This window comes from Blastochloris sulfoviridis (assembly GCF_008630065.1).
Classification (GTDB): Bacteria; Pseudomonadota; Alphaproteobacteria; order Rhizobiales; family Xanthobacteraceae; genus Blastochloris; species Blastochloris sulfoviridis.
The window spans coordinates 45,213-62,753 of record NZ_VWPL01000017.1 but is presented as its reverse complement, the minus strand read 5'-3'; the positions used below and the strand labels follow the sequence as shown (position 1 = coordinate 62,753).

Below are 17,541 nucleotides of genomic sequence, written 5' to 3'. Positions count from 1 at the left end.
GCTCGACCTCGCTTCGCTCGGTCTCGCCACCCTTTCCCGCAAGGGGAGAGGGAAGAGCTGCGCCGACTATCTGGATTCTGAATGACCAAGCCGCTACGCGCCCCCCAGACCCTCGTTCCCGGCAAGCCGGTGACCTTCGCCAGCGTGGCCGACGGCATCGAGCCGCTGGTCGCCGCCGACCTCGCCCGCGCCACTGCCGCGCGTCCCGACGCACCGGCGGTGAGCCTGCTCATGGTGTGCCGCGACGGGCCGCGCATGCAGGCGGTCGAAAGCGCGCTCGGCTTCTTCGCGCCCGACGTCGAGGTGCTGAGCCTGCCGGCCTGGGACTGCCAGCCCTATGACCGCGCCTCGCCCAACGCCGCCATCGTCGCGCGGCGCATGTCGGTGCTGGCGCGGCTCGCCCGCGTCACCGGGCGCGAGCGGCCGGCGATCCTGCTCACCACCGTCAATGCGGTGCTGCAGCGCGTGCCGGCAAGGGAGATGGTGGCGGCGCAGTCGCTCGCCGTGGCGCCGGGCAACATGGTGTCGATGGACGGCATCATCCAGTGGCTGGAGATCAACGGCTTCCTGCGCAGCGCCACGGTGCGCGACACCGGCGAATATGCGGTGCGCGGCGGCATCGTCGACATGTTCCCACCCGGCATGGAGCTGCCGGTGCGGCTCGATTTCTTCGGCGACACGCTGGAGTCGATCCGCACCTTCGATCCCGAGACCCAGCGCTCGGTGTCGCAGATGCGCCAGCTCGAATTCGTGCCCGTCAGCGAACTGCAGCTCACCACCGAGTCGATCCGCCGGTTCCGGCTCGGCTATGTCGCGGCGTTCGGCGCCGCCACCAAGGGCGACACGCTCTATGAGGCGATCTCGGAGGGCCGCCGCTCGCCCGGCCACGAGCACTGGCTGCCGCTGTTCCACGATCGCCTCGACACGCTCTTCGACTATCTCGACGGCACGCCTCTGGTGCTGGAACCGTTGGCCGAGGAGGCGGTGAAGGAGCGCTTCGCCCAGTTCGCCGATTATTATCAGGCGCGGCGCGAGGCGCTCGACATGCCGGGGGCCGGCACCATGCAGGCGGTCTACAAGCCGCTGCCGCCGGACCAGCTCTACCTCACCGCCGACGAATGGCAGGGCCGGCTGAACGAGCGCGGGCTGGCGCGGCTGTCGCCGTTCGCGGCGCCGGACGCGCCGGGCGTCATCGACATCGGCGCCAAGCGCGGCCACAGCTTCGCCGCCGAGCGCGCCACCGACGCCAATCTGTTCGACGCGGTGAACGCCCACATCCGCAGCCTGCAGGAGGGCGGCAAGACGGTGGTGGTGGCGACCTGGACCGAGGGCTCGCGCGAACGCCTCGGCCACGTGCTCAAGGATCATGGGCTTGAGCGCGTCGAGACGGTGGGGAGCTGGGCCAAGGCCTTGGCGCTCGATGCCCGCACCACCGGGCTTGCCATTCTCGGCCTTGAGGCCGGGTTCGAGTCCGAGAGCGTCGCGGTTCTCGCGGAGCAGGACATTCTCGGCGAGCGGCTGGTGCGGCCGCGCCGCTCGGCCAAGCGCGCGCAGAACTTCATCGCCGAGGTGACGAGTCTTTCGGCCGGCGATCTCGTGGTGCATGTCGACCACGGCATCGGCCGCTTCGTCGGCCTCAAGACGGTGGAGGCGGCCGGCGCGCCGCACGACTGCCTGGAGCTGCACTATGCCGGTGGCGACCGGCTGTTTTTGCCGGTCGAGAACATCGAGCTTCTGACACGCTACGGCTCGGAAGAAGCCGGCGTGGTGCTCGACAAGCTCGGCGGCCACGGCTGGCAGACGCGCAAGGCGCGGATGAAGAACCGCATCCGCGAGATGGCGTCGGCGCTGATCAAGGTTGCCGCCGAGCGCACGCTCAAAGAAGCGCCGCGCCTGTCGATCGCGCCGGGTCTCGCCGACGAGTTCGCCGCGCGCTTCCCCTATGAGGAGACCGAGGACCAGCTTGCGGCCATCGAGGCGGTGACCGACGATCTCGCCGCCGGCCATCCGATGGACCGGCTGGTGTGCGGCGACGTTGGCTTCGGCAAGACCGAGGTGGCGCTGCGCGCGGCCTTCGCCACGGTGATGAACGGCAAGCAGGTGGCGGTGGTGGTGCCGACCACGCTGCTCGCCCGCCAGCACGCCCGCACCTTCACCGAGCGCTTCAAGGGCCTGCCGGTGTTCGTCGCCGAAGCCTCGCGCATGGTCGGCTCGGCAGAGCTTGCGAAGGTGAAGGCCGGCATCGCCTCGGGCGGCATCGACATCGTCGTCGGCACGCATGCGCTACTCGGCAAGGGCATCAGCTTCAAGGATCTGGGGCTCCTGATCGTCGACGAGGAGCAGCATTTCGGCGTCGGCCACAAGGAACGGCTCAAGCAGCTTCGCGCCGAGGTGCACGTGCTGACGCTGACGGCGACGCCGATTCCGCGCACGCTGCAGCTTGCCATGTCGGGCGTGCGCGAAATGTCGATCATCGCCACGCCGCCGGTGGACCGCCTGGCGGTGCGCACCTTCATCGCGCCGTTCGATCCGCTGATGGTGCGCGAAGCCCTGCTGCGCGAGCGCTATCGCGGCGGACAGGCGTTCTATGTCTGCCCGCGCATCGAGGATCTGAGCGAGGCGAAGGACTTCCTCGACAAGACGGTGCCGGAGGTGAAGGTGGTTGTCGGCCACGGCCAGATGTCGGCGAAGGACCTCGAAGAGGTGATGACCACCTTCTATGAGGGCCGCGCCGACGTGCTGCTGTCGACGACCATCGTCGAATCCGGCCTCGACATTCCGACCGCCAACACGCTGATCATCCACCGCGCCGACATGTTCGGCCTGGCGCAGCTCTATCAGCTTCGCGGCCGTGTCGGGCGCTCCAAGACGCGCGCGTATGCGCTGTTCACCGTGCCGGCCGACAAGCCGCTCACCGTCCAGGCCGAGCGGCGGCTCAAGGTGCTGCAGTCGCTCGACACGCTGGGCGCCGGCTTCCAGCTCGCCTCGCACGACCTCGACATTCGCGGCGCCGGCAACCTGCTCGGCGACGAGCAGTCCGGCCACATCAAGGAGGTCGGCTTCGAGCTCTACCAGCAGATGCTGGAGGAGGCGGTGGAGATGATGAAGGCCGGCATCACCGAGCCGGTGTCCGACCAGTGGTCGCCGCAGATCACGCTCGGCGTGCCGGTGACGATTCCCGAGGATTACGTCGCCGACCTCAATGTGCGGCTGGCGCTCTATCGCCGGCTCGCCGATCTCGACGACGACACCCAGATCGAGGCGGTGGCGGCCGAGATGGTCGACCGCTTCGGACCGCTGCCGCCGGAGGTCGATCAGCTTCTCAAGATCGTCGCCATCAAGGCGCTGTGCCGGCGCGCCAATGTCGAGAAGGTCGATGCCGGGCCGAAGGGCGTGGTCGTCGCCTTCCGCGACAACACCTTCAAGAACACCCGCGGGCTGATGAGCTATCTGGTCGAGCAGGGGCCGACGGTGAAGGTGCGGCCCGACCAGCGCATCCTGTTCCTGCGCAATTTCGAGAAGCTGTCGGAACGCCTCAAGGGCACCACGGCGATCCTGCGCAGCCTCGCGAAGATTGCGGCGCGGGCGGAAGCGGCGTGAGGGTGTTTGAGGGGCGGCGCGTTCCGCTTCACCCGGCGGCGGCCAGTGACTCGTCCTCGTCCGGATTGGTGAGGCGGGCGAGGAAGGCCTGCGGCGCCTCGTCCGGCTCGGCCGTGAGGCAGGCGACCTCGACGCGCGGCGCGATCTGGCCGGTTTCCGCCAGCACGGTGTGCGACAGCACCCGCGAGATGCGGGTGGCGACGCGCTGGGCGGCGTCGGGCTCGGTGCCGACCAGCACCGCCAGCATCAGCCCGTCGTCGATGCGGGTCACGAGATCGGAGCGCCGCAGCAGGCAGGCCACCATGCGCGGCACGCCGTGCGGCAGCGGCCCGCCGGTGTCGGTGGCAATCCGCAGGGCCGTGAAGTCGCGGTCATTGGCGTCCGACCACGCCATGGCCTGGATCAGGCCGGCGCGGAACGCCTCGGGCCACAGCAGGCCGCTGTCCGGATCGGCGAGACCGGCGCCGTGCATGTCCTGGATCACCGACGGCAGCAGGGCTGCGAACGCGTTGAGGCAGGCCGCGGCAGGGAAGGCTGTGGCGAAGCGCGGATCGTGAACGCCCAGCACCTCGGTGGGCGAGGCGAAGGCCGGCTCGCTCTCCGGATCCTCGACCAGCCGGAACGCCGGCAGGTCGCTCCAGCGCGGATCGTCGCGCAGCCAGGCGAGGAAGCTGTCGGCGGAGAGCGTATCGATCGATGGGCCGATCACCAGCGCGTCGAAATGGCGGAGTTCGAGATAGGTGCCGGCGAGCGTGGTCGCCGGGGCGCCGACCATCGACAGGCCGCGCGCGGCGCAGATCGGCGCGACCAGCGGCAGGATCGTGCCATTGTCGATCACCAGCACGGCGATGTCGCGCACCGCGCTCCAGGGGTCGGGCAGGGCCGGCGTCTTGAGCGCCGCAGCGCGGGCGATGCGCCGACGTCGCTGCGTCTCCAAGAGCAGCGTGCGCACGCGGTTGGCGCGCGCAAGCGCGGTCAGGATCGGCTGCACGCCGGCATCGGCGGCGAGCCACAGCGTGGCGATGCGTTCGGCATCGTCCACCGACCAGCGGCGGATCAGCGGCACGAAATGCTCGGCCGTCAGCACAGCCGCGGTGAGCTCGTCGGCGGCCTCGTCGCAGCCGGCGGCGTCGAGAACCACCACCGCAGCCGGGGCGGTGCTGCGCAGCACCGCGGGCGCCTCGACCGGCACGGCCGGCACCGCGCCGCTGTCGATCGCGGCACAGAGTTCGTCGACGATCGGCGCGGCGACGTCCCGCGTCACGATCAGAACCGGACCGTCGAGCCGCATCTCTCAGGTTTCCAAACCTCGAACATCCGCCAAAAGGAGCGCGTGCCCGTAGAGAGCACGTGCCCGTAAAGAACACGTCAATATTGCGGAATCTGCAGCGCCATTGCGCGATTCCGCATTCCGGCCTCGCCGAAGATACCTGTTCGGGAACGGAAGTTCCGGCGACCGGCCTGCGAGACTCCGACCCAATGGGCCAGAATTCGCATGCATTTTCGGTTGCAAGTCAAGCGGGGCGTCGCGTCCTGGTTGACGACGCGGTCCCCGCAGATGGCGCTTTGGCGGGAGAGACCCCGACCAGCGGCAGCGCCGCGGCGGCGGCCGGATCGACCTTGCCTTCGGTAGTGGCGACGACCCGCTGGCCGAGCACCCGGTGCGGCAGCGCCGCCACCTCGACCGGCGCGTCGGCCAGCTTCGACAGCTTGGCCTCGGCGTCGCGCAGCGACACCCGGTAGCCGCCGACGCGGGCCACGCCGCGCGGCGGCGCGTCGGAGATCAAGCCGGCACCGCCGGGGTCGGGGTGGCAGGTCCAGCCGGTGTCGTAGGCGCTGTCGGCGACCAGGGGCAGGCCGGTGCCGGCCGGCACCGGATAGGCGACGCTCGGCACCATCGCGCCGGAGACGGCGAGCGTGCCCTGCAGCGTGCGGTGGCCGGCCACGCTTGCCGCCACCGGGTCGGCGCCAGCCGCGGCGTGCGCGCGGGTGGGAATGGCGGCGCGCGCCTCCGGTCCCTCGCGGCGGCGCGCCAGCAGCGCCGCCTCGCCCCAGGCGGTGAGGTCGATGGCGCAGATGGGCTCGGCATGCCACGGCGCCGGCGCCTGCTCGGGGGCGCGGTTCAGCAGCAGCACGCCGCGCAAGTCTCCGCAGCGGGCGAACAGGCCCTCGGCCGACAGCGAACTGCCGACACCGGCCGGCACCAGCAGGTGGGTCGCGTCCGCCAAGGCGGCGGTCTCCACCACGGTCGCGGTGTCGGCCGGCTCGGCGAGCATCAGCGAGCCGCCGGTGAGCAGCCACACCACCACGCTCGCGGCGAGGCCGGCGAAGCTCGACGGTGCGATCGTCGATACCAGCGCGGTCGTGAGGTCGAGCCGGCCGGCGAGCAGGACCGGCACCGCACCGGCGATCAGCGCCTGATGCGAGCGGGCAACGACATAGGGGCCGTCCGGCCCGACGTCCCAGGTCAGCACCGCAACGTGCTCGGCCGGATTGCCGGACCGGTAGCCCGGCAGGCGGCCGACCTCGCCATCGACGAGGGACTCCAGGCTGCCGAGCGGCACGACGCCGTCCGGCGCCTCGTCCTGCATCACGCAGACGAAGCGGACGGAGAACACTTCGGCGGCGGCCCGGCAGTGGGTCAGCGGCAGGTCGTCGGACGGCCCGAGCGAGATCAGTGCCCGCGTGCCGCAGCCCTCGATGGCCGGCGTCAGGTCCGCCTCGCGCCACAGCTCGGGCACCATCATCGCGATCAGGCCGGCGCGCAGCGCGGCGAGGAGCGCCACCACCTGCACCATCCCGGTGCCGCCCTGCAGCGCGACGACCGAATCCTGCGGCAGGCCGAGCGCCACCAGCCGCGAGGCGAGCACCGAGACCGCGTGCTCGACGCGGGCATAGGTCAGCCGTCGCACCTCGCCGCCGACCCGCTCGGCCAAGGCGACGGCCTCGGGCCGCTCTGCCGCGACACGCCGGAAGATCTGATCGAGCGTCACCCGGCCGGTGAGACCGCTCCCGCTGCCGTCACGTTCGAGAATCACTTTGCACCTCTTGGTCTAGGGTGCCACACGCCACCATGTTTCGGGGAGGGGACCGTAAAGCGAGGTCTTCTCCGGTCGGCCGATGGTCTGCCAGCGGGCGAGCCAGATGTCCGGCAGGTGGAACAGCGGGATGATGTAGAGGCCGGAGATCAGCGCCCGGTCGAGCGCGCGCACCGCCACCACCAGCGCCTCGCGGTCGCGCGCCGCCAGCACCGCCTCGATCATGGCGTCGACGGCCGGATTCCTGGCGCCCATGTAGTTGCGGGTGCCCGGCACGTCGGCCGCCTTGGAGCCGAAATAGAACGCCTGCTCGTTGCCTGGCGACAGCGACGGCGTCCAGGTATTGAGGATCATGTCGAAGTCGTAGGTCTGCAGGCGGCGCTCGTACTGCACGCTGTCGACAAGGCGTACCGAGGCGCTGACCCCCGCCCGCTGCGCCATCCGCGCATAGGCCAGCGCGAGCCGCTCCTGGTCCTTGGTGGCGACCAGGATCTCGAACGAGAGGGGTTCGCCGCGTTTGGTGCGCAGCGTGCCGCGGTCGAGCTGGTAGCCGGCGGCGTCCAGCCGGTCCAGCGCCCGCTTCAGGCTGTCGCGGTCGCGCCCCGAGCCGTCGGAGACCGGCGGGGCGTAGGTGCCGTCCATCACCTCGGGGCGGACGGCGTCGGCGAAGGGGGCGAGCAGGCGGCGCTCGGCCTCGCTCGCCGGCCGGCCGAGGGCGGACAGGTCCGAGCCCTGGAAGAAGCTGCCGGTGCGGCGATAGGCGCCGAAATAGTAGCTAGTGTTGAGCCACTCGAAATCGAACAGCTCGATCAGCGCCTGCCGTACCCGCACGTCGGCGAACAGCCGCCGCCGCAGATTGAACACGAAGCCGGTGACCGGCTCGGGCAGGCCGTCCGAGGCGCTTTCGCGCACGATCCGTCCGTCGCGGACGGCCGGGAAATCGTAGCCGGTCTTCCAGCGGCCGGGGTCGGTTTCGAAGCGCACGTCGTAAAGCCCGCGCTTGAATGCCTCGAAATGGGTGTTGGCGTCGCGGTAATAGTCGAAGCGGATCTCGTCGAAATTGTAGAGGCCGCGATTGATCGGCAGGTCGCGGCCCCAATAGTCGGGGTTGCGGCGAAGCGTGAGCGAGTCGCCTGGGCGGACCTCGGCGACGACATAGGGGCCGCTGCCGAGCGGCGGGGCGAGGCTGGTCTGGTCGAAGGTCTCGGGATCGAGGGCATGGCGGGGCAGCACCGGCATCAGGCCGAGGATCAGCGGCAGCTCGCGGTCGTCGGAGCCTTTGAGGTCGAAGCGCACCGTGCGCTCGCCGGTCACCTCGACCGACTTGACCTTGGCATAATAGGTGCGGTGGTTGGGCCGGCCCTTGTCGCGCAGCAATCGATACGAGAACACCACGTCCTCGGGCGTGACCGGCCGGCCGTCGGAGAAGCGCGCCCGGGGGTCGAGCGTGAAGGCGACGAAGGTGCGCTCGGCGTCGGTCTCCATCGACTGGGCGAGCAGGCCATAGAGTGTGAAGGGCTCGTCGAGATTGCGGGCGAGCAGGCTTTCGACCACGTAGGAGCGGATGCCGGCGGCCGGCGTGCCGCGAACGATCAGCGGGTTGAGGCTGTCGAACGTGCCCACCACGCCCTGCACCAGCCGCCCGCCCTTGGGCGCATCCGGCTTGACATAGGGTAGGGCCTGGAAGCTGGCCGGCAGCGCCGGCTCGCCGTGCATCGCCAGGGCGTGGTTGGCGATGGCGTGCGTCGGTCCGGCCGCCGCCACCGGACCGACGAAACCGCCAACGAGGGCGGCAATCAGAGCGAACAAAGCGGCCCAGCGGCGAGGCAAAGCGGGGCGAGGCATGAAAGCGGGGCGAGGCATGGCGGACCCGGCGCTGGCGAAACCTATGGTCGGCGGGCGATCGGCAGGCGGCGCACCGCAACATTCCACGCGGCACGGCCGTTGCGTGCGGACCCTGTCCCCACCCTCGGGCGGCAGCATGGCGGGATTCGGGGCCTTCGGCAGCCCGGCCGTGCCGCCACGCCACGCTGATGCCTCAATTCGCCGTGAAGGACCGCCTAAAGCGTCGGAATCGCGGTTCGAGGAACTGCGCAGGCGCACGAGGGAGTTCCGCATGATGTTCCCGATCCGGTCCGCGTTGCAGCCGACGGCGCGCCGCCTCGCTCTATCGGTCGCCACGGCGCTGCTGGCCATCGGTTTCGCTGCCGAAGCCTCGGCCCAAACCGCCCCGGCCCAGCCTGTCGTGCCCAAGCCGGCTCCGAAGCCGGGCGAGCAGGCCCAGGCGCCGCAGCTCATTTCCTCGCCCTGGACCAAGCTGTGCAGCACCGATAAGGAGGCCAAGAAGGAGATCTGCCTCGTTACCATGGAGCTCCGTGCCGAGACGGGGCAGTTCCTGGCGTCGGTGCTGGTGCGCGAAACCAAGGGCGAGCCGAAGAAAACCTTTGCCGTCGTGACGCCGCTGACCGTGCAGTTGCAGCCGGGCTTCCGGGTGGTGGTTGAAAAGCAGCCGCCGGTCAATGGCAAGTTTACCATCTGCTTCCCGAACGGCTGCTTCGGCGAGCTGGAGATCGATGCCGACTTCGTGAAGAAGCTGAAGGCGGCGCAGGGGGTGGCGATCCAGGTGGTCAACCAGGCCGGCCGGCCGGTGAGCTTCCCGATCCCGCTTGCGGGCTTCACCAAGGCGTATGATGGTCCGCCGCTCGACCCCAAGGCGGTCGAGGAGCAGCAGAAGAAGCTGCAGGACGAGATGCAGAAGCGCGCCGAGGAACTGCGCAAGAAGCTGCTCGAACAGGGCGGCGGAACGCCGAGCGCCGCCGCGCCGAAGTAATCTCAGCAGCCTATGCCGATTTGCGAAGGGCGCGCCGGCGGCGCGCCCTTTTCGTTAGTGTGGTGGAGGGTTCCGTGCGTCGCGCTCAGTGCATCACCGTGGAGCGGGTGCGATAGCCGCCCTGGCCATCGGCCTCGAACACCTCGGCCACCTGCGGATGGCGGACCGGCTCGCCGGAGGTGTCGGGCAGCAGGTTCTGCTCGGAGACGTAGGCGACGTACTCGGTGTCGGCGCTCTCGGCGAACAAATGGTAGAAGGGCTGGTTCTTGTCGGGCCGGGTCTCTGCCGGGATGGCGAGCCACCAGTCCTCGGTGTTGTTGAAGACGGGATCGACGTCGAACACGACGCCGCGAAACGGATGGTAGCGGTGACGGACCACAGCGCCGATGCGGAATTTGGCGACCCTTGCTTTCATTGCGACCCGAACCCCGGACGGCTGGTCACCTATGAGACCACCGAAAGGGTGTCAAGGCGCCGCACCGGTTGCGGGAAACGGGTTTCGTGCCGCATCAGCAGGTTGTGATCGGTCCGGTCCGGACCGCCGGTGATCGCGCCCGGATCCCGGTACGTGGCGCACCGGAAACCGGATGTCCGGAAACCGCGTCACAGCCCGTATTCGGCGGCGAGCTTGGGGTCCTTGGCGGCGACGATGCGGGCGAGGTCGACGATCACCTTGGCCTGCTTCCAGGTGGCGTCGTCCTGCATCTTGCCGTCGATCATCACCGCGCCCGAGCCGTCAGGCATGGCGTCGAGGATTTTCTTGGCGAAGCGCACCTCGCCGGGGTCGGGCGAGAACACCTTCTTGGCGATGTCGATCTGGGTCGGGTGCAGCGACCACGCGCCGGCGCATCCCATCAGGAAGGCGTTGCGGAACTGCGCCTCGCAGGCGGCCTCGTCGGAGAAGTCGCCGAACGGGCCGTAGAACGGCTTGATGCCGGCCGACGCGCAGGCATCGACCATCTTGGCCACCGTGTAGTGCCACAGATCCTGCTGGGCGCTGGCGCGGGCTGAGCCGGCCTCGGTGGCGTCCGCCAGCACCCGATAGTCCGGGTGACCGCCGCCGACCCGCGTGGTCTTCATCGCCCGCGAGGCGGCAAGATCGGCCGGGCCCAGGCTCATGCCGTGCATGCGCGGGGAGGCCGCGGCGATGGCCTCGACATTCTTGACGCCCTCGGCGGTCTCCAGGATCGCGTGGATCAGGATCGGCTTTCTCACCTGATGGCGGGCTTCGAGCTGGGCCAGGAGCTGGTCGAGATAATGGATGTCCCACGGTCCCTCGACCTTGGGCAGCATCACCACGTCGAGCTTGTCGCCGACCTCGCGGACGATCTCGAACAGATCGTCGAGCACCCAGGGCGAGTTCAAGGCGTTGATGCGGGTCCACAGGCCGGTCGAGCCGAAGTCGGACGCCTTGGCCATCTCGATGAAGCCGCGCCGCGCCGCCTCCTTGGCCTCGATCGGGATGGCGTCCTCCAGATTGCCCAGCACCACGTCGACCTTGGCGATCAGGTCGGGCACCTTGGCGCGCACCTTCTCCATGTGCGGCGGCACGAAATGGATCATGCGCTCCAGCCGCACCGGCAGCTCGCGCAGGGGAGCGGGGGCGCCGATGGCGAGGGGCTTGAAGAAATCGCGCGGCAGCTTCATTGGCGTGGTCCTCCCGAAGATACCGCGTAGCCCATGCCGGAATGGCGCGGAAGTCCTGCTTTGGTCGCGGATTGACCGCGCTGGTGGCGGCGGTTACGCGACAGGTTACTGCCGCAACCGTCCTCCCTCAACCTGCCGGATAGGCCGCCGATGTCCCCCACCTTGCCGCTGTCGGGCCTTGTCGTGCTCGATTTTTCCACGCTGCTGCCCGGGCCGCTCGCCGCCCTGATGCTGGCCGAGGCCGGCGCCGAGGTGATCAAGATCGAGCGGCCGGACGGCGAGTCGATGCGCGGCTTCTCCCCGCAGATCGGCGGCACGGCGATGCCGTTCGCCATGCTCAACCGCGGCAAGCAGGGCTACGTCGTCGACTTCAAGGACAAGGCGCAGGTCGAAGCCTTGCGGCCGTTGATCGCGCGCGCCGACATCCTGATCGAGCAGTTCCGCCCCGGGGTGATGGCCCGCCACGGCCTGGGCTATGACGACGTCAAGGCGATCAATCCGCGCCTGATCTATTGCTCGATCTCCGGCTACGGCCAGGAGGGGCCGCGCGCCCAGGAGGCCGGCCACGACCTCAATTTCGTGGCGACCGCGGGCCTGCTCGCCGACACGCCGGTTGCCAATCCGGCCCTGCCGCCGGTGCACGCGGCCGACATCGGCGGCGGCACCATGCCGGCGGTGATCAACATCCTGCTGGCGCTGCTGCAGCGCGACAAGACGGGGCAGGGCTGCCGGATCGACATCGGCATGACCGACGCCATGTTCACGTTCGGCTGGCTCAATCTCGCCTATCACTGGGGCAGGGCGGCTTCTGCCACCATCACCCACGCCGGGCCGACCGCCGAGTCGCCGCGCTACCGGCTCTATCCCACCGCCGACGACCGTCTCGTCGCCTGCGGGTCGCTGGAGGACAAGTTCTGGGAGACGTTCTGCACGGCGGTCGGCCTGCCGGAAGACCTGCAGGACGACACGAAGGATCCGGCAGCGACCGGCGCGGCCATCGCCGCGCTGGTGCGCAGCCAGCCGGCGTCGCACTGGGGGCCGATTCTCAAGGCCGCCAATTGCTGCGCCACGGTGGTGGCGACGCTGGAGGAGGCGCTGGCCGATCCGCACTTCGTCAATCGCGGCCTGTTCCGGCGGCGTGTGGCGCTCGCCGAGGGCGTCGAGATCCCGGCGCTGCCGCTGCCGCTCGCCGAAGGCTTCCGCCGGCCCGAGACCGTTCTGCCGGCGCCGAAGCTGCCGGGGTGAGCCGCGCCTGCGGGCCTCGTCATCCCGGGCGAGCGTCAGCGAGACCCGGGATCGTTCTCAAGACAAGATCCTCGTCCTGCAAACGGTTCCGGCTCCTCGCTTCGCGCGGTCCGGGACGACGGAATAATGGCGAACGATCCCGGGTCGCGGGCCTTCGGCCCTTGCCCGGGATGACAGGCCTTCACACGCTCAAAGCGGTTCGCCGCGCATCAGCCTGGGCTCGCCGAGCCGGGGCCCCATCCCCTCGCGCATCACCAGCCGGCGCAGGCCGGGCAGGCGGTCGATCAGCCACAGCCCGGTGCTGCGGGCGAACTGGGCGGGCAGGAACGCCGACAGCAGCGTGCGGTTGAGCATGTCGATGGCAAACGCGCGGCTCGAAATATCGAGCTGGCGGGCGCGGTGGTAGCGGCCGAGCAGCTTGTCGTCGCCGACGTCGGTGCCCTCGCGCCGGGCCTCGGCCACCAGTTCGGCCAGCATGGCGCCGTCGCGCAGGCCGAGATTGAGCCCCTGGGCGCCGATCGGCGGCACCACGTGCGCCGCGTCGCCGATCAGCGCGACGCGGCGGGCGGCGAGCCGGCTCGGGGTCTCCACCGCCAGCGGCCATGCCGCCCGGCCGCCATCAATGCGGAACTGGCCGAGCAGCGACTGGGCGCGCCGCTCCAGCGTGCGGGCGAGGGCCGCGTCCGCCATCGCCATCAGCGCCTCGGCATCCTCGGGCGTGGTGACGCAGACGAGGCTCGACCGCTCGCCCTTCAGCGGCACCAGCGTGAACGGGCCGCGGCTTGTGTGGAACTCGGTCGAGGTGTCGTCGTGCTGCAGGGTGTGGGCGAGGTTGAGGGTGACCGCGGTCTGCGGGTAGCGGCGGCGCGAAACGGAAATGCCGGCGGCGGCGCGGGCGAGCGAGTTCCGGCCATCGGCCGCCACCAACAGCCGGGCGCGGACGGTGTCGCCCTCGACCGGGCGGACGAAGGCGTGGGCGCCGGTCAGTTCGATCGCTGCGACCTGGACCTCGCGCCGCCTGAGCCGCGGATAGGCGCCGAGCCGGGCGCGCTGGGCCGCCACCAGGTCGCGGTTGATCACGTTCCAGCCGAAGGCGTCGAGCCCCAGCTCGGCGGCGCGGAAGGTGATCTCGGGCGCGCGGATGAGGCCGCCGGTGTCGTCGATCAGCCGCAGCGCCCGCAGCGGCGCCGCGCGCTCGTCGAGGCCGGCCCACACGCCGAGCGTCTCCAGCGCGGTGACCGAGCCGCCGAGCAGCGCGGTGGTGCGGTTGTCCTCGGGCGGCGGCGGCAGGCCGATCAGCGCCACCTCGGCGCCGGTCGAGGCGAGCGCAAGCGCGCAGGCGAGCCCGGCCGGCCCGGCGCCGACGACGGCGATTTCGACATCCTCGACGGCTTCGGCGTCTGTCATGTCCACTCCCGGAGACCACATACTCCCGTGCGAGATACCATGGTCCGGCAAGTTGCCGTAAGACCGATGGGGGAGGGAACGCCGTGACCGATGGCCTCCGCCGTGACCCGTTCGAGGCGCTGCCGCCCGCCGAGGCCCGTTCGCCTGCCGAGGCCCGTTCGCCCGCCGAGGCACGACTTGGGCGCCTGTTCGCGCGCCCGCGCCCGCTGGCCATCGGCGCCATCGTCGTGCTGGCCGCGCTGGGGTGGGCCTACTTGGCGATCATGGTGGCCGAGATGGCCGAGACCGGCGAGGCGGGCACGCTGGGGCCGGGCATGGTGCTGTTCGACCGGCTGCTCAATCCGGAGACGCGCACCGAACTCGGCCGGGCGCTGCTGGCCTCGCTGTGCCAGCCGGGCATGGTGCATTTCGGCATGCCGGGTTCCGGGCCGTGGGGGCTCGCCGACGTGGCGCTGGTGGTGGCGATGTGGGGCGCCATGGCGTTCGCGATGATGCTGCCGACCGCGGCGCCGATGATCCTCACCTATGCCGAAATGGCCGATGCCGCCGCCGCCCGCGGCGAGCGGGCGGCCTCGCCGGCGGTCATCGCCAGCGGCTATGTGGCGGTGTGGCTGGTCGCCGGGCTGGCGCTGGGGCTCGGGCAGTGGGGGCTCACCGCGGCGAGGCTGCTCGATCCGGCGATGACATCGGTGTCCGGCCTGTTCTCGGGCGCGGTGTTCCTGCTGGCCGGTGCCTACCAGTTCTCCGATCTGAAATACCGCTGCGTCACCGCCTGCCAGCGGCCGTTCCCGTTCTTCCTCGCCCATTGGGCGGCCTCGGCCGGCGGCGGCTTCCGCCTCGGGGTGCGGCAGGGCCTGCTCTGCCTCGGCTGCTGCTGGGCGCTGATGGCGGTGATGTTCGCGGTGGGGGTGATGAATTTGGTGTGGATGGCGGCGCTCGGCGTCATCATGCTGATCGAGAAGGTCGCCGAGACCACCCGATTCAGCCGGGCCATCGGCGTCGTGCTCCTCGTCATCGGGGCCGCGATCGTCGGCAGCGAGGTGTGGAGCCATTGGCCGCGGGCGGCCTGACACGGTTTCCGGCCGACCAGGCTGGGGAGCCGAATTCCGATCGCCGAAAAATCCTCATCGGTTCAAGGATTTTTCGGCGAGACCGTTTCCGGTATCCGAAGGGATCAACCGGAAACCGCATGAGCAGGAGCGAAGCGCGTGTCGAGGAAACGAACACCGGCCATTCGAGCGTCCGCACCATGCCGGTGCGCCGCTGACCGGGGCTGGCGATGACGGCGCCCGATCTGTCGCCGCCCTCGGCGGGATTGCGCGGCCGCCGGTGGGCGGCCTTCCTGGTGCATGTGTTCACCGCCTCGGGCGCGGTGCTCGGGCTCTTGGCGCTCGACGCCGCGGTACGGGGCAGCTTCGCCGCCATGTTCGGCTGGCTGGCGGTGGCGCTGGTGGTCGACGGCGTCGACGGCACGCTGGCGCGCCGGCTGCGGGTGGCCGAGCTTCTGCCGCGCTGGTCGGGCGATGCGCTCGACCTCGTGGTCGACTATCTCACCTATGTGGTGGTGCCGGCCTATGCGCTTCTCGCGGCCGGGCTGCTGCCGCCGGTGGCGGAAATCCCCTGCCTCGCCGCCATCCTGGTATCCTCGGCGCTCTATTTCGCCGACCGGCAGATGAAGACCGGCGACAATTATTTCCGCGGCTTTCCCGCGGTGTGGAACGTGGTGGTGTTCTACCTGCTGCTGCTGCACCCAGAGCCCTGGCTCGCGGCGGCGGGGGTGGTGGCGTTCACCGTCTTGACCTTCCTGCCGGTGGTGTTCGTCCATCCGCTGCGGGTGAGGCGGTTGCGCGGGCTTAACATTGCCATGCTGACGGCCTGGGCGGCGCTTGCGCTCTGGGCCGTCGTCACCGATATGCGGCCAGATCCGGCGGTGACGGCGGCCCTTTGCGCCATCGCCCTCTATTTCATCCTCGCGGGCCTGTTCCGCCCGCACGCTGTGGAGCGGTAGTTTCTCATGTTCGAATGGATCGCCGACCCCGGCGCCTGGGCCGCCCTCGTCACACTGACGGTGATGGAAGTGGTGCTCGGCATCGACAATATCGTGTTCATCTCGGTGCTGGTGTCGCGGCTGCCGGCCGAACAGGCCAAGCGCGCCCGCCAGATCGGCCTGTCGCTGGCGCTGATCTTCCGCATCGTGCTGTTGATGTTCCTGACATGGCTGATCGGCCTCACCGATCCGCTGTTCACGGCCTTCGGCAAGGCGGTGTCCTGGCGCGACATCATCCTGGCGGCCGGCGGCCTGTTCCTGCTCTACAAGGCCGTGCACGAGATTCACGCCGAGATCGAGCACGATCCCAACAATGGCGACAAGAAATCAGCGGTCGGCTCCGCCTTCGCCTTCGTCATCTTCCAGGTCATCATCATCGACATCGTGTTCTCGGTCGATTCCATCATCACCGCCATCGGCATGGCCGAGGACATCGAGATCATGGTGCTGGCGGTGATCATCGCCGTTGCGGTGATGTACGTGGCCTCGGGGCCGGTGTCGCACTTCATCACCGAGCACCCTACCACCAAGATGCTGGCGCTGGCGTTCCTGCTCTTGATCGGCGTGGCGCTGGTGGCGGACGGCATGGGCTTCCACATTCCGCGCGGCTACATCTATTTCGCCATGGCGTTCGCGGCGGGTGTGGAACTGGTCAATGTGCTGGCGAGCAAGAAGCGCCGACGCCGCGCCGACGGCGTGATCACGGCGGACGTGCCCGACCGGCCGATGCAGGAGACGGGACAATGACCCAGGCCGTGCGGGTCCACCGCTTCGGCGGGCCGGAGGTGCTGACGTTCGAGGATGTCGAGGTCGGCGATCCGGGGCCGGGCGAGGCGCGGGTGCGCCACACCGCCATCGGCCTCAATTATGTCGACACCTATTTCCGCACCGGCCTCTACCAGCCGGCCGGCGGGCTGCCCTTTGTGCCGGGCGGCGAGGCGGCCGGCGTGGTCGAGGCGGTGGGGCCGGGGGTGGAGACAGTCCGACCCGGCGACCGCGTCGGCTATGTCGTCCATGGCGGCGCCTACGCGCAGGCGCGGCTGGTCGCGGCCGAGCGGCTGATCCGGCTACCCGACGACATCGACGACCGCACGGCAGCGGCGGCCCTGCTCAAGGGCATGACGGCGGCGTTCCTGCTGCGGCGGACGTTCAAGGTCGGGCCCGGCCACACCATCCTGTTCCATGCCGCGGCCGGCGGCGTCGGCCTGATCGCCTGCCAGTGGGCGGCGCATCTTGGGGCCGCCGTCATCGGCACGGTCGGCTCCAAGGCCAAGGCCGAGCTCGCCCGCGCCCATGGCTGCCACCACGTCATCCTCTATTCGGAGGAGGACTTCGTCGCGCGGGTGGCCGAGATCACCAAGGGCGAAAAGTGCGACGTGGTCTATGACAGCGTCGGCAAGGCGACGTTTCCCGGCTCGCTCGACTGCCTCAAGCCGTTCGGCCTGTTCGTGTCGTTCGGCAATGCCTCAGGGCCGGTCGAGGCGTTCAGCCTGATGATGCTGTCCCAGCGCGGCTCGCTTTTTGCCACGCGGCCGTCGCTGTTCGCCCACATCGCCAGGCGCGCCGATCTTGAGGCGATCTCGGCCGAGCTGTTCGAGGCGATCCGTCGCGGCGTGGTGAAGATCGAGGTCCACCAGACCTTCCCGCTGGCCGAGGCGCGCCGCGCGCACGAAGCGCTGGAGGGGCGGGCGACCACCGGCGCGACGTTGCTGATCCCGTAGGCTGAC

General features: G+C 70.0%; 13 protein-coding genes. 7 read left to right on the top strand and 6 right to left on the bottom strand.

Annotation, left to right across the window (positions count from 1 at the left end):
- Nucleotides 1-81 precede the first annotated feature (81 nt).
- On the top strand, nucleotides 82-3,600 hold the full coding sequence (mfd, locus tag F1193_RS10825; RefSeq protein WP_150097697.1) for a transcription-repair coupling factor: 3,519 nt from the start codon (nucleotides 82-84) through the stop codon (nucleotides 3,598-3,600).
- Between the two features lie 28 nt (nucleotides 3,601-3,628).
- Here the strand turns inward: mfd and F1193_RS10820 are convergent, their stop codons facing one another.
- From F1193_RS10820 to F1193_RS10810, 3 genes are all read right to left on the bottom strand, one after another.
- Nucleotides 3,629-4,891 (bottom strand): hypothetical protein, encoded by a 1,263-nt coding sequence (locus F1193_RS10820; protein ID WP_150097696.1) that lies wholly within the window; start codon nucleotides 4,889-4,891, stop codon nucleotides 3,629-3,631.
- A gap of 223 nt (nucleotides 4,892-5,114) precedes the next feature.
- Complete coding sequence (locus F1193_RS10815; RefSeq protein WP_150097695.1) at nucleotides 5,115-6,638, bottom strand: AMP-binding protein; 1,524 nt, start codon at nucleotides 6,636-6,638, stop codon at nucleotides 5,115-5,117.
- A gap of 15 nt (nucleotides 6,639-6,653) precedes the next feature.
- Entirely contained in the window at nucleotides 6,654-8,483 is a 1,830-nt protein-coding gene (locus F1193_RS10810) for an extracellular solute-binding protein (RefSeq protein ID WP_210247356.1), read from the bottom strand.
- Between the two features lie 16 nt (nucleotides 8,484-8,499).
- Here F1193_RS10810 and F1193_RS10805 point away from each other — a divergent pair, with 16 nt between their 5' ends.
- Nucleotides 8,500-9,468 carry an invasion associated locus B family protein gene (locus F1193_RS10805; protein ID WP_170263527.1) on the top strand — a complete coding sequence of 323 codons (969 nt, stop codon included), beginning with the start codon at nucleotides 8,500-8,502 and terminating at the stop codon, nucleotides 9,466-9,468.
- An 85-nt stretch (nucleotides 9,469-9,553) separates the two neighbouring features.
- On the opposite strand, the gene hspQ is transcribed toward F1193_RS10805, so the two are convergent.
- Both hspQ and F1193_RS10795 read right to left on the bottom strand, forming a co-directional pair.
- Nucleotides 9,554-9,883, bottom strand: coding sequence for a heat shock protein HspQ (gene hspQ, locus F1193_RS10800; protein ID WP_150097692.1), 330 nt, complete (start codon nucleotides 9,881-9,883; stop codon nucleotides 9,554-9,556).
- A 188-nt stretch (nucleotides 9,884-10,071) separates the two neighbouring features.
- On the bottom strand, nucleotides 10,072-11,115 hold the full coding sequence (locus tag F1193_RS10795) for an HpcH/HpaI aldolase/citrate lyase family protein (RefSeq protein WP_150097691.1): 1,044 nt from the start codon (nucleotides 11,113-11,115) through the stop codon (nucleotides 10,072-10,074).
- 150 nt (nucleotides 11,116-11,265) lie between these two features.
- Here F1193_RS10795 and F1193_RS10790 point away from each other — a divergent pair, with 150 nt between their 5' ends.
- Nucleotides 11,266-12,360 carry a CaiB/BaiF CoA transferase family protein gene (locus F1193_RS10790; RefSeq protein ID WP_150097690.1) on the top strand — a complete coding sequence of 365 codons (1,095 nt, stop codon included), beginning with the start codon at nucleotides 11,266-11,268 and terminating at the stop codon, nucleotides 12,358-12,360.
- A 189-nt stretch (nucleotides 12,361-12,549) separates the two neighbouring features.
- Here the strand turns inward: F1193_RS10790 and F1193_RS10785 are convergent, their stop codons facing one another.
- Nucleotides 12,550-13,767 carry a UbiH/UbiF family hydroxylase gene (locus F1193_RS10785; protein ID WP_150097689.1) on the bottom strand — a complete coding sequence of 406 codons (1,218 nt, stop codon included), beginning with the start codon at nucleotides 13,765-13,767 and terminating at the stop codon, nucleotides 12,550-12,552.
- An 83-nt stretch (nucleotides 13,768-13,850) separates the two neighbouring features.
- On the opposite strand from F1193_RS10785, the gene F1193_RS10780 reads away from it, so the two are divergent.
- The 4 genes from F1193_RS10780 to F1193_RS10765 all read left to right on the top strand — a co-directional run bounded on the left by F1193_RS10780 (nucleotide 13,851) and on the right by F1193_RS10765 (nucleotide 17,535).
- Nucleotides 13,851-14,837, top strand: a complete 987-nt coding sequence (locus F1193_RS10780) for a DUF2182 domain-containing protein (RefSeq protein ID WP_150097688.1) — start codon at nucleotides 13,851-13,853, stop codon at nucleotides 14,835-14,837.
- Nucleotides 14,838-15,046: 209 nt separating this feature from the next.
- Entirely contained in the window at nucleotides 15,047-15,775 is a 729-nt protein-coding gene (locus tag F1193_RS10775; RefSeq protein WP_150097687.1) for a CDP-alcohol phosphatidyltransferase family protein, read from the top strand.
- A gap of 6 nt (nucleotides 15,776-15,781) precedes the next feature.
- Complete coding sequence (locus tag F1193_RS10770) at nucleotides 15,782-16,561, top strand: TerC family protein (protein ID WP_150097686.1); 780 nt, start codon at nucleotides 15,782-15,784, stop codon at nucleotides 16,559-16,561.
- Nucleotides 16,558-17,535: a quinone oxidoreductase family protein gene (locus F1193_RS10765; protein WP_150097685.1), complete on the top strand. Its 978-nt coding sequence runs from the start codon at nucleotides 16,558-16,560 to the stop codon at nucleotides 17,533-17,535. The genes F1193_RS10770 and F1193_RS10765 overlap by 4 nt, the downstream gene beginning before the upstream one ends.
- Nucleotides 17,536-17,541: the final 6 nt, after the last annotated feature.

Coding starts and splice junctions, on each gene's coding strand:
- F1193_RS10770 (WP_150097686.1), top strand. CDS start 15,782: ATGTTCGAATGGATCGCCGACCCCGGCGCCTGGGCCGCCCTCGTCACA.
- F1193_RS10820 (WP_150097696.1), bottom strand. CDS start 4,891: ATGCGGCTCGACGGTCCGGTTCTGATCGTGACGCGGGACGTCGCCGCG.
- F1193_RS10785 (WP_150097689.1), bottom strand. CDS start 13,767: ATGACAGACGCCGAAGCCGTCGAGGATGTCGAAATCGCCGTCGTCGGC.
- F1193_RS10810 (WP_210247356.1), bottom strand. CDS start 8,483: ATGCCTCGCCCCGCTTTGCCTCGCCGCTGGGCCGCTTTGTTCGCTCTG.
- F1193_RS10790 (WP_150097690.1), top strand. CDS start 11,266: ATGTCCCCCACCTTGCCGCTGTCGGGCCTTGTCGTGCTCGATTTTTCC.
- F1193_RS10765 (WP_150097685.1), top strand. CDS start 16,558: ATGACCCAGGCCGTGCGGGTCCACCGCTTCGGCGGGCCGGAGGTGCTG.
- mfd (WP_150097697.1), top strand. CDS start 82: ATGACCAAGCCGCTACGCGCCCCCCAGACCCTCGTTCCCGGCAAGCCG.
- F1193_RS10805 (WP_170263527.1), top strand. CDS start 8,500: ATGGCGGACCCGGCGCTGGCGAAACCTATGGTCGGCGGGCGATCGGCA.
- hspQ (WP_150097692.1), bottom strand. CDS start 9,883: ATGAAAGCAAGGGTCGCCAAATTCCGCATCGGCGCTGTGGTCCGTCAC.
- F1193_RS10775 (WP_150097687.1), top strand. CDS start 15,047: ATGACGGCGCCCGATCTGTCGCCGCCCTCGGCGGGATTGCGCGGCCGC.
- F1193_RS10795 (WP_150097691.1), bottom strand. CDS start 11,115: ATGAAGCTGCCGCGCGATTTCTTCAAGCCCCTCGCCATCGGCGCCCCC.